This is a genomic window from Alteromonas sp. ASW11-130 (assembly GCF_026183735.1).
Classification (GTDB): domain Bacteria; phylum Pseudomonadota; class Gammaproteobacteria; order Enterobacterales; family Alteromonadaceae; genus Alteromonas.
The window spans coordinates 18,553-32,410 of record NZ_JAPFRE010000031.1; the positions used below are offsets into that span (position 1 = coordinate 18,553).

General features: G+C 40.7%; 4 protein-coding genes. All 4 read right to left on the reverse strand.

Features of this window, described 5'->3' with window-relative positions; all coding sequences use genetic code 11:
* Positions 1–47 precede the first annotated feature (47 nt).
* Positions 48–2,117 carry a hypothetical protein gene (locus OPS28_RS11825; RefSeq protein WP_265609672.1) on the reverse strand — a complete coding sequence of 690 codons (2,070 nt, stop codon included), beginning with the start codon at positions 2,115–2,117 and terminating at the stop codon, positions 48–50.
* 10 nt (positions 2,118–2,127) lie between these two features.
* Entirely contained in the window at positions 2,128–3,939 is a 1,812-nt protein-coding gene (locus OPS28_RS11830) for a carbamoyltransferase family protein (protein ID WP_265609673.1), read from the reverse strand.
* A gap of 63 nt (positions 3,940–4,002) precedes the next feature.
* Complete coding sequence (locus OPS28_RS11835) at positions 4,003–13,239, reverse strand: non-ribosomal peptide synthetase (RefSeq protein WP_265609674.1); 9,237 nt, start codon at positions 13,237–13,239, stop codon at positions 4,003–4,005.
* 1 nt (position 13,240) lies between these two features.
* A partial coding sequence (locus OPS28_RS11840; protein WP_265609675.1) for a phosphopantetheine-binding protein occupies positions 13,241–13,858 on the reverse strand: 618 nt, incomplete at its 5' end.

Here is a 13,858-nt window from a genome sequence, read left to right on the forward strand (position 1 = left end):
ACATGTTTTAGTAGTGGCACTGGTTTCCCAGTGCAAACCATACTTAATTAACAAACTTCTAGAGAAAAGACGTTACCGTATATTGGGTATATTTCCGGTACTAATTGACCATTAATATCGCTACATATACGTTCCAGATGTTCATTAGCATTCAAGATTTGTTCTGGCCATTCTAACTGGACATAGTTTATTCCAGCCACCAGCAGCTTCTTAGGCAATGTAATGTGGCAGCTTTTCCACTCATTAGAAGCAAGCACTTTCTCTACTACTTGGCCGTTAATCTTAATAAAGACTCTCTGCTCATTTTTCAGTTGATTCACCAACTTGAGTGTAACTTTTAGCTGTTGTTCTCGCTCTGCATCCGTAAAAAAGCAGAACTGTGACGACGCCATATACGCCTTATAATAATCATTTCTATTATTAGCGCCTCCCTCAATCAATTGCGTCTCAGAAAACGAAGTTGAATGGAAGTAAGGGTCCAATAGGTTTATTTTATCTAAGTTGCCTACTGTATGCTGACTGTTCTGAATCTTAGAAAGGTAACTATCCAGTTGAATATCATGTTGGCTACAACAGGTCGAAAATGCGTCAAATAGCAACTGATCCAAACAATTAGTTCCCATGGAAAACAGATACCGCTTAACCTGAGGAGAAATATCATCCAACGCTTCGGAAAGTGAATTATTCATCCATATAGGAAGCCTTTTATTCTGGATCTCTACAAAGAGCTTCATTATTTGCAAAACATCTTTCGACTTATCTACGGCCTCTTTACAATAGTAACTCACGACATCGAAGCTCTGCCCCCAATGCGCATTGTGAATTGCAGCTAAAAGGTGAGCATCGGCTTCATCTTTTGCATTAACAACAGGAGCATTTTCAATAAATTGTTTAGCAGTACGTTCCTTACCAAGCATACTTAATGAAATCTCACAAGCAACTTCCGCCATCGCAGTTCTAATGCCAGTACTAGTAAGATGGCAATAATCCAGAAACAACTCCCTGCCAGGTATTACTTTTTCGAAGCGCTCGCTAAACACTTCACGTAAATCAATAAGCTTATTGTCATATTGTGCCGATTTTACCTTGACAATATTTCTGATATCGTTGGTAATTCTCGGAGTATAGCTTCTGGTTAAGTCAACTATTGCAGCGTCTCGAGCCATTTCAAGGTATTGTCTCTGCAAATCATACTCACCTAACTCCTGGTGGCAATCAGCTAATATATATGCAGTCGCAGAGCAGTCACCTTTATCCAGTTCAAGCATCTTCTTTGCACATTCGATGCTAGCCTTGAACTCTCCACTACCATGTAACGATTCAGCTTCATGCTTTAACGACAGCCACTTTTCGTTATCGCCTTTTCCTTCCAGCCAATGCACATTGATATGCGGATCACGCCAATCTCCTAAATTAAACTCGGGAACAACCCAATAAATCTCGGTATTAGCCGTAGCATCATGACTATTAACCTTGTCAATAAAGGACTCTACTTCACTGTTCAAAGCTTCTGTCAGCCTAGTTCTCAATCCTTTTATACCGTCTTGCTTAATACTATCTGATATGTCATAAGAGTTATCGACTGAATTAAGATAAGCACGGTTTCCTACCCAGTTGTTACCCGCGAATATTACAATTGCATCAGGTGAAAGCTGTCTACAAGAAGCGACTACTTCTTCCAGGATATTTATATTTGCGTTGGTACGCGCCAAATCTATCACTTCAACTTCGTCAGCGCCTTGCTGGCTGTTTAACATATGAGACAAAACCTGTGCAGGCGTATAACTCGGGTCATACAGCATTCCCCGCGCAACAGACTCACCGACTAAGACCACGCGTTTACCTGCTTTTTCCATATTCAAGACGGGTTGCTGAGCCCAATAATTCCAATCCGCTGACTGAGCCATGTCCCTGACAAAACTTCCTGTTTCAGGCTGTTTTTTCCAAACGCCAATTAGGTCTTTGTTTAAACTATCTACCGATGACAAACTTGCATCTTTATTTTCGGTGTTTAGCAAACCTGTAAACGCTAGTAACTGAGCAAAGTCGTTACCTTCACTATAAACTTTATCGGCTAACTCGGCAGCCAAACGTTTTTTTGATTCATTTGATGACATAACTTTTACCTTATAAGAACGTATAAACTGCATGACCAATAGCGCGTGGATCTTTATCTTTCTTGATTGGTGTATTACTTACACCAACTTTCCACATTTCGGGGATATCAGCTTGGCTGATAATAAAGTCCCCTAAAACTAGATAGTCAATACTTGCCCTTACAAAACATGTGACTGCATCCAAAGGTGTTCTAACAACAGGTTCACCTCTAACATTAAATGATGTATTCAATATAATTGGGCAATCCGTGATTGCGTCAAACTCACTCAATAGACGATGAAACCTTGGGTTCGCTTCCTTTGAAACTGTTTGTACACGCGCAGAGTTATCTACGTGAGTAATAGCCGGTAAATCGATAAGAGATTCAACATCGCACGTCTGAAGCATGAATGGTGACGGAGCGGTGAGAGCAAAGTGTTCACTCGCTTTTTCGGCCATAACTGCTGGAGCAAATGGCCTAAACGCTTCACGCATCTTGACTAAGCTATTTATCTTATCTCGCATATTTCCAAGTCTTGGATCAGCTAAAATTGAACGAGCACCTAATGCTCTGGGGCCAAACTCCATACGCCCTTGGAACCAACCGATTACTGCTCCTTCTGCAATTCTGGAAGCAACAAATTTAGCAAGCTCTTCTTCGTTTCCACGATAATCAGAGAATTTAACTCCACTATTCATTAACAAATTGTGAATTTCATCAGAGGAAGCTTCCGTTCCCAGATATGCATGCGGTGTATCTTTTTGCTTAGGTCTTTCGCCAAACAGTCCTACCCATGCAATAGCTGCTGCGCCCAGTGCTGTTCCTGCATCGCCTGAAGCAGGTTGAACAAATAAGTTTTTGTATGGGCCTTCTCGTAGAATTCTACCGTTAGCCACACAGTTAAGTGCTACACCACCTGCCATGCATAGGTTATCGCTTGGAACTTGATCATACAAGTAGTTTACTTTTTCGAGCAATATTTCTTCCAGAGCAACTTGCAAACTCTTGGCGACGTCCATATGGATTTGATCAAGTTCTGACTCAGGTTTGCGCGGCTCGATTCCCATCAACTCAATTAATTTATCCGAATACATTCGATTGGTGTTGAGAAAATCGAAATAATCCATATTCAAGCTATATTGACCTTTCTCTTTTAACTCAATTAATGAAAGGATTTTGTCCTTGTATACAGGCCTTCCGTATGGAGCCAAACCCATAACCTTATATTCGCCACTGTTTACTTTGAACCCTAGAAAACTAGTAATCGTGCTGTATAACAAGCCGATTGAGTCAGGAAAGTTAACCTCTTCAAATATTGAAAGTCCATTGCCCTCTGCGCGACTATAACTTGTCGTCGCCCACTCTCCAACACCATCCACAGTCAAAACAGCGGCATCGTCGAACCCTGAAAAGTAATACGCGCTGGCGGCGTGGGACAAATGGTGTTCAGATATTTCTATGTGCCCACTATATCCTGTGATATCTCTAATAGTATCCTCAGGTTTTTGTTCGCATATATGTCTATACACTTCTTTTCTTCTAAATGGGTCAGCGTCATCTATCGTTCCCATCCAAATTTGTCGGGCTAACTTTTTCTGAGCATCTTCATAGTAGGCGATACAATCCACCTCATCTATTGATACATCCGCATATCCCAGACAGTATCGAAGACTCTGTCTGGGGAACGATTTGTCATTTTTAACACGACTAAATCTTTCTTCGTGAACGGCCGCCAATACTTCCCCATTTTTAATTACACAACAAGAAGAGTCGTGGTAGCCAAAAGACATACCAATAACAACTCTATCCTCTTTTTTTTGTAGAACACTAGTATCGTTCATAATCCGATATATCCGTTTTTTCATGTTATTTAAATATCTAACAAACTCACTATTTGATATTGCCTAATCCTTTGACAACTTAATGATTTCGATCAAACTTCCCTGAATGTAGCCAGCCAGCTCCTCGATACTTTCTGTTTTAAAGTGTCGACGGTCATATTCGATGTTCATTGCTAAATTTTCACCATAGACACCACCTTGAAAGGCCATATGAGCAATGGGGATCATTTCCGGGTGCGCTACCGGCCCACAATCTTCAGGCCTAAACTCCAGCAAAGTAGAGTCGTTTACCAATGAGTTGAACTGACCTAAGTAATTGAACATGATTTGAAACACAGGATCTTTGTCCTGCTCAGTTAATGTTGAGTGTTGCTCTAAAAACCTTAGTACACCATAACCCAAACCTTGATTTGGAACACCATTAAGAAGTTCTTGTACCGCCAAAATACTTTTTGGAACATTTTCAGGAGAAAAATCAAACCTAAGTGGATACGCTTGAGTGAACCAACCAACCGTATTAGATAGGTCATAGTCCGTATTGGTGGTATGACGTCCATGACTCTCAACCAGAATGCGATAAGCTTCGTTTGCTCTCCATTTACGCAGACCAAGATACAAGCCACATAACAGCAACTCATTTATTTCGGCATCAAAGTAGACTTTGCTGCTTGATAGCAATTTTCTCGTATCTTTTGTATCCAAAACTACAGCTTGGTACGCTCGCTGTCCCATTAAAGGAGGGACATCTGTATCAAAGTCATAGTCAACATTGATACCTTGAGGTGCAAGCTGTGAGGCCCAATAGTCGATCTCAGGAGCATATGTTCCTGTCGCTACGCTATTATGAAGATAACTTGCCCATTCCTGATAGGAAGTACTTTTTGTTGCGCTTGCTATTACCTCCCCGGCTAGCAGGCTTTCTAAACAACTATTTACTTCAGATACTAAAATGTGCCACGAGATGACATCCACCACGGCGTGGTGAGCTAACATAAGCAACCTATTGACATCTGGTGCATTGAATACCACAAATTTGAATACTTGCCCTTTAGCTAAATCAAACCCCTTTTGATGCACCATACATAAACGTTTCAATTCAGTCTGAATTTCTTCTTCCGTGAAGTGGTCTGGTATAGTTTCTGCAACACAAGCATTGTTTATGAATTCTTCTGTGAGCTCAATGTACTCACCATGAACCTTTTCACCTTGTTTAATGAACTTAATTCTAAGTGCATCGTGGGAGTTTAATATATGTGATGCAGTTGTTCTTACAAGGCTTATGTCAATATCGCCTGGTAGGCTAAACAATGATGCAACATTAAAGTGATCAAATATCTCTTTATCATAGTTACTGAAAATAACTTCTTGGTGAATAGGTAGTATCTCTTGAGCACCGGATATTTTGTCGGCTCCAACAACCTCTTCATTTTGCAACTCAATTACAATCGCTAATTTTCGAATTGTTGGATTTGAAAAAATGTCCCTGACTTTGATTTTGCGTATCGCTTTAGACACCTTTGCAACTAGTCGAATTGCCAGAATAGAGTCTCCACCTAAATCATAGAAGTTATCGTCAATTCCAATCCCTTCAACATTTAATATGTCTTCAAACATTTGGCACAACAGTTTTTCCACATCTGAGCTTGGTAACGCTTTGCTTTTCGCTTTCACGGATTCGACAGGAAGCGCTAAAAGTTTTTGTCGATCTACTTTGCCACTTGATGTTAGAGGCCATTCATCCACTAATACGTACTTCTGAGGAACCATATAGCCTGGTAGATTAGCTTTCGCATATGTCGATATTTCCTCAACAAAGCGACTTCTTTCCGATAACTCAGTGCAACATATACAAGCGATTAGCTCCTTTTCGAATTCGTTACCTTCTAACAGAATCGTTGCAGCTTTAACTTTATCTAGCTCCATCAACTTTGAAGCAATCTCTCCAGTTTCAATTCGATAGCCCCTAAATTTGACTTGCTCATCATTTCGTCCAAGATACTCAAATGAGCCGTCCATTTTACGTCGAACTATGTCCCCAGTTTTATATATTCTCTCTCCTTCGCAACTTCGAAGCTTGGAAGTTAAGAAGCTATATTCAGTTTTTTGAGGATCATTGACATACCCTCGAGCCAATCCTTTTCCACCAATACACAGCTCCCCTTCCACACCGTTAGGCACAGCATTGCCGGCCTGATCGACAACGACTCCGAAAGTATTTGGAATCATATGACCAATTGTCGGTTCAGGAGTATTAATTTCTGCGATACAACTATTCACAGCGCACTCTGTTGGTCCATACGCATTAAAAGCACGATTATCTCTTGTTAACAAGTGTTGCCATAGATTGTTTGAAATGGCCTCACCACCAACTATCAGGTCTGGCAGAAACTGTGCCGCACCTTGTTCGATCCACATATCTACAAGAGTCGGTGTACAATCTAATATATCAATATCATTCCTTGAAATGCAGGCTTGTAGTAACTCGTTATCCAGTTTCTCTTTTTCACTCAGTACAACGACCTTTCCTCCCATTAATAAATGACAGATGCTCTGGACCGACGCGTCGAAGCTAAAAGAAGCGACTTCTCCCCACACCAACTGCTCTGAGTCTAGCAACGCTCTCATTGAATAAGCCAAGTTTAACAGTGCAGTATGTTCAATCATCACTCCCTTTGGCTTGCCCGTCGAGCCCGACGTATGTATCACATAGGCCAAATCAGATTGAGATGAAGCGTTTAGAGGTAGCAAATTGGTTATAGAAAGACGTTGATCGTCCATCATAGCTTGATATTCACATACTACTGTATGGTTGCCGAAGTAATCTGCGCTTTGTGAACAATCGATGAGGTGGTTAATATTTGCATTATCTACAATGAACCTATTTCTTTCTGCCGGCGCACTTGGGTCTAACGGTACCCAAGCACCACCCGCTTTCAGTATCCCGAGGATGCTCACCAAAGTTGCAGATGTTCTGTCAACAAGAACCCCGACAAAACTATTCGGTTTGACTTCCAGAGCACGTAATTTATGAGCAATTTTATTAGCACGTTCGTTTAGCTCACCGAAAGTTAACTCAGCAAACTCGTCAACTAAAGCTATATCTTCTTCCTTTTCTTTCGCATGCAACTCGAATATATCTCGAAGCGACTCGTCATTTGTGAAGAAACCAGCGTTTGAAGGGCTGCGTTCTGTGACACCAGTATCTATCGTCAATGCAATGTCTTCTAGTTGTTCTACTTCGCTAAGTTGAACCAAAACCTCAAGAAAATGTTGCATTGCTTGTTCGACATATTGTCGCTCAAAAACGTTATCTTTAAAGGCACAGTTCACCATCAGTTTTTCGTATACACCTACAATTAGTGAAATATCGTAATTGTTTGAACCAAACGCATCGAGAGCTTCTATTTTAATATCATCACGTTTTGGTGCATCATTATGTTCGTTTGTGGGAAAGTTCTTAAAATCAATAACGGTTTCAAACATACTTTCGCCAGCGCCTAAGCCAGTTTCCTTTTTAATATCGTTATATGGTGTATATGCATAGGAAACGCCTTTTTGAAACGCATTTTGCAACTCCGTCAATGACTCAACAAGGTTTTCATTTCCAAACTTGACTCGGACTGGAATGGTATTAACAAACAACCCAACAATTTTTTCTACGCCGCTGATTTCGTCTGTTCGGCCAGTGACTACAGCACCAAAAGTGACATCATTTTGCGAGGTGTAATATTTTAAAACTGTAGCCCAGGCATACTGAAGCAACGTATTTAATGTCACATTGGCTGACTTTGCAAACTCACGTAGTTTAGAGGTATGAGTTTCATCCAGCGTAACTGTAGTTACACCAAATGTGCTATCCCCGTTCGACGTTGCTTTGGGTAACTTTAAGACGGCTAACTTGTCATAACCACTCAAATAACCATTCCAATGTCTTCGGGCTTCATCTATGTCTTTGGAATCCAGCCAACGAACATAATCTACATAATCTACCTCAGCTGTAGTGTCAGGTTCAATCTCATTGCTAAAGGCATAATAGTACTCAAACAAAGTTTCGAAGATAAGATTCATTGACCAACCATCTAATATCGCATGGTGATTTGTGAACAGGATTTTGTATCTTTCTTCACTTAATTTCACGAGGCAAATTCGATATAGCAAATGACTTTCCAACTCGAAGCCTTTTTTCTCATCACTTAAAACCAGTTGTTCAAACGCCTTTTCCTGTTGCTCTAAGGGGAGTTTACTAAGATCGGCTATTTTAACACTTGCCTCCACATCCTTTAATACCAGTTGATGCAATTCAGTTTCAATTGGAACGAAAATGGTGCGAAATACACTGTACTTTTCTACAACTTTTCGCCAAGCGCTTTCAAAGTGCTCTGGAACAATTTTTCCGGACAAGCCCGGATAATTTTGAGTCAAATAAACGGACGACTCCAATTCATTCGCAGCCAGCATTCCTACCTGGATTGATGTTGCCCGGTATAGATCTTCTATTTGGTACCGCTTTTGTAATTCGCTTAGTTTCGTTTGACTTACGCTTGCTAATGGAAAATCTGTTGGTGTGAACACTTTACCGTCAATGCTTCTGCAATGAGTGATGATTGATTTAAATTGTTCTCTCACTTCCTCTAACAAATTGCAAATAAAGCCTTTACTGTACGCGCCGTTATTATAATCGACGGTCAAACGCAGCTTGTTATTAATGATGCAAGCCGTAAAGCCTAGTTTATTCATTGCCGCAATATCTTCAAAAGGCCATCGTTCTATCGCCTCATTCTCACGGGCCAATAGGACTCCCTCGTCAGACGTCAAATCAAATCGTTCTATGAATCTAAAACTCAAGCTTGGCTTATTTTTCTGCTCTATCTCTTGCAGCTCCGTACTTCCTGATAAAAATCGCAATAAGCCGTATCCAATGCCATTGCGAGGTACGGTTCTGAAGTTTTCTTTAATCGTTTTTATCACATCCGCTACTTCAGTAGTTTCACACTCAAGAATATGAGGGAAAGCGGAGGTAAAGCACCCAACCGTTCCTGAAATATCAATATCTTCTAAGAACTGCTCCCTTCCAGTTCCTTGAATTTCAATTGGTAGAGCGTTGCTTTCCGTATACTTGGAAATTGCAATATAAAGTCCGGATAAAAGCAGCTCAACCATATTGGTTGAATAAGGGGAATTTGCATTGTTTCGTATAGCAACGGTTTCTTCTTCACTTAACTCTATACTCTGTAAAGCCGCGGCTTTGTTTGTCGGAGTTATCTCTCCTTTGCTCTCACTGTAAGAAAATGGAACAACATCCAATTGCTTATGCCAATAATCCAATTCAGCTTTTGTTTCTTCCGAGCTAGCAACCTTCTCCAATAGATTGCCCCAATACTGAAAAGATGTGCCCTTATTTTCAAGCACGACTTTATTTGCTTTTTTGTAAGAGCTAATCCCTTGCTGTAGCTCGTTAATTAATATTTGCCATGAAGCAGGGTCAAGGAGCAGTTGGTGTGAAACCATTAGCAACTTATTGAACTGATAGCCAGTAAAATGCACAAACTTGATTAAAGGGCCATCTTCTACATTCTGAATGCTTTGATAATGTTTAGAACGTTCGATTACAAATGCTTTGATATCCTCTTCTAGTTCTGGAAGCTGTTCTTCGAATAGGCAACTTCTAACCAGATGTTCAGACATAGGTTCATACTCTGCACGCCATTGGTCCTCTGCATACTCAAATTGGAGCCTGAGAACATCGTGTTTGTTAATAATTACTGAGGTAATGCTTTCAAATACCTCATAATTCAATTCTTTTGGCACATCTAACAAAACACTTTGATTACAATTATGCATGCATTGTTCTGCCCCCTCAAAAAATCTCTTTTGATCAGGTTGCAGTGGTGAATGATTTGACTCTAACTCTACCCCTTTGACTTTAGAGCTTGATTTCTTCGCAACCTTGGCCAGGCTCGCAACTGTTTGGTTTTCAAACAGCATATTAGTAGTAAAAACAACGCCATATTTTTTAGCACGGGAAACAGCCTGAATCGCTAATATAGAGTCTCCTCCCAATGCAAAAAAACCATTGTTGACCCCGACCTGGTCAACACCTAAAAGGCCAGCAAACAAATCGCATAGTTTTTCTTCGAGCTCTGTCGTTGGAGCAACGTATTGCGAAGTAGTATTAATGTGAAGTGGTAATTGCAATAATTTCTGCTTATCCACTTTACCGTTAGCAGTTAAAGGTAGCTCATTGACTAATTTAAAGGTGGTTGGACGCATGTAACTAACTAGACGTTTCGCACACCAATCGTTAAGCTCTTCGTACAGCTTCTCGGCATTGTCTGTATGAGCCACAACAAATGCAACTAGCATTGGGTTGCCAAGCTGTTCACTAAGTAATACAGCAGCATCATCAATATCAGAGTGTTCGGATAACTGAGATTCAATTTCACTTGGTTCGATGCGAAAGCCTCGTAGCTTAATCTGCTCGTCATTCCTTCCTAAAAACTCCAGCGAACCATCTTTCAAATAACGTACCATATCTCCAGTACGATATAATCGCTCTGGCTTGCCTAATGCCAACTCAAGGTCTATGAAATGACGTTGCTGTAGTTCATCTTTGTTTAGATAACCTTCCGCTACTCCGGCACCACCGATATACAACTCACCAACAGCCCCAAATGGGGCCAAGTTTTGTTCGTTTAAGACATATAGGTGTATATTCTGAATTGGCCGACCAATTGAAACTGCGGCTTCACAGTCATTTAAATCTTCTACATTTCTAATGTACTTAACACAACAGCCAACAACGGTTTCAGTAGGACCATACTCATTAACAAACAGGAAGTTAGGAGTGTATGTATCCATAAAAGGTGAAACTGTTTTTTTCAGGAGCTGTTCACCGCCTACAACAACCGTTGATCTGCTGCTTGTCGTAACTCTATCTTCTTTCTCTTGAAACTGATGGATCAGGACCTCTAAATGGGCCGGAGTCACCTTATACAGGCGCTGAACAGAGTCATCAAGGAATAACTCACCTAACTTAGTTGTCAGTTCTTCACGCTCACCATGTAACAGTCGCAACTTCATACCAGTTACAAGCGGAGTTAAGAACGTGGTAACCGTAGCGTCGAATGTCAAAGGTGAACTGACTACTGACTCAACAATTTGTTCATCTACGTAATTCTCAACGCAATGGCTTAAATAATTGTGAAGACCTTGCCATTTAACAGCAACTCCCTTGGGTTGCCCAGTAGAGCCGGATGTATATAGTATGTAGGCTATATCATCTTGCGCTATTGGCAAAGATGGTACGTCAAGTTTTTCTGATGAAGTGCACTCGCTCAGCTCCTGGTCTATCAATATAGCTTCTGCATCGGTATTTACAGGGAAATCGGCGGAGGTAAGCAATAGCGCCATATTACAATCGTCTACAATATGGTCGATACGATGTTGAGGGGCGTGAATATCAATAGGGACATAAGTAGCACCAACTTTCATTATAGCCAGGACTGATACCACTAAATCAATCGACATGGGCAGAGCCAGTCCAACTCGATGTTGCTTTTCTACGCCTTTTTCAACTAAGCGGCTGGCAACAAAGTTCACTTTATTGACTAACTCCGAGTATGAAACAGTTTTGTTGTCATACTCAATCGCCACTTTGTCTGGAGTAATATTCGCTGTTTGCTCAACTTCTAATACTGGATACAAATCTTCGATTGATGCATCTGTATGGTTTAATTCCTTTAGTAGATATTGCTTCTCTTCCTCATCAGACGAGCTATAGTCCACTAAACGGCTGCCTGATTTGTCTACAAATCCTTGAAGTAATTGCCGGAAATGGGTGTCCAATAGTTCTATGGTAGTTTGAGTGAATATGGACTTGTCCCAAATCCAATTGAGGAAAATCCCCTGCTCATTAGCACTCACATTTAATGTGATATCATACTTAGCTTGCGTCACCCCTAAATCAAAAGGAGCTACATCCAGGTAGCCTTCAGAATTTGCTAGTTTTTCTGTATTGTCCATCGAAAGCATAATTTGGAAAACTGGCGTATAACTCATAGAACGAGGTAGGTTTAATGCTTCGATAAGCTGTTCAAAAGGTATGTCTTGGTTCGACTGGGCGTCTAAGTTTACGTCTCTTACTTGCTTTAAATATTCAGCCAGAGTCGCTTGTTCATTACAATTTACTCTCAGTACTAAAGTATTTATAAAAAATCCGATTAAGTCATCCAATTGATTATTTTTGCGATTAGCAACGGGGGTACCTATGACAATATCCCTGCATCCACTGAACCTGGAAATGACTAGGCTCAAGACACTATGAACCAGCATAAAGGGAGTGATATTATGCTCGCTGGCCAGCTTTTGCATTTGACCGAAACACTCTGGCGACATTTTACTTTGAAAAGCTTGCCCTTCGGTCAACTTAGCTTTTGACCTGGCAAAATCTAGAGGAAGGCTGTGAACGACAGGTAGGTCGTTTAATCGCTCCTGCCAAAACGCCAACTGCTTTTCTATGCGTGACTCATCCATATACTGACGCTGCCATACTGCATAGTCGCTGTATTGAATCTGTAGAGGCAATAACCCATGGTCTTGATTTTGAATTACACTCTGGTAAATCGTAACAAACTCTCTCATCAATATATCAGTGGACCAGCCATCACTTACGATATGGTGTAAGTTAAAAAAGAGTACCCCTTGTCCATCTTCCAAATGAAACCAGGTTGCTTGAATTAAAAGGTCAGAGCTCAAATCAAATATATAGGTAGACTTTTCTGCTAAAAGTTTTTTTAACTTACCTTCTCTTTCATCGCCTTTATAAAGGGATAGATCGACATGGCCAATTTTACATTTAACACCCTTGCTGATCTTACAATATATTTCTTCATCAAGATTGTGATAAGTAGTCCGCAATACATCATGTCGGGAAATAACTTCATTAATTGCTTTTTCTGCCGCGCCTGTATCGAAGTCGCCATTAATTAAATAAGCGCCCGGCATATTATAATCCGGTGACCCCTGAGTGATCTCATTAAGAACCCAGAGTCTTTGTTGTTGAAAAGAAAGAGTCACTTTATCGGGGGAAATGGGAGCAGGTTTTATAACTTCTGACTCATCTTTGTCTTTAAATGATTCAAGCTCTTTCAAGATATTTATAATTTCGGGCTTAGATGCCAATATGCTGCTTCTTAATTCTGGAGTTAATGCGCCCTTAGCAGCTTGGACCTTAAGCTTGCCTTGACTCAAAAATAGCCTTACACCAGCTAAATTAGCGTCCTTTAATACATCAATTGACATCTTATAGTTCCTCTTCAATTAGTTCTTCTGAGTGCAGCTCTTCAGACTCGTTACTTTTCCAGTAAACCTCGAGCACACTTGCTTGCTCAGCAATAGTTGGGTGATTAAATAAGGTGTTTATCGCCATCTCGACGCCAAATGCATCTTTAAGTTTACCCTGTAGTCGTGTAATCAACAAAGAGTTACCACCTATATTAAAGAAATTGTCTTTCACGCCAATATCCCGTGAGATATTCAATAAATCACTCCAGATTTCACACATCATTGTTTCAATATCATTATTTGGTGCTACGTATTCCTCATGTAAGCCGCTTACATTTGGAGATAGTAGTGCGCTTTTATCGATCTTCCCATTTGGGGTCAATGGCCAATCACTCACTACCATGAAACCTTTCGGCATCATATACTCAGGCAATGTTACCCGTAACCCTTTTACAATTTCTGCTATAAATGCGTTACGCAATTCCTCAGAATCAGCTTTATCCTGGTAGCTTTCTTCCGGCTTGATGTACCCCACTAACTGTTGACTACCCGCGATCTCTCTGGCCACCACTAAGGCGGAGTCCACACCTGCCTGAGCGCACAGCTGCGCTTCTATCTCACCCAGCTCAATACGGAA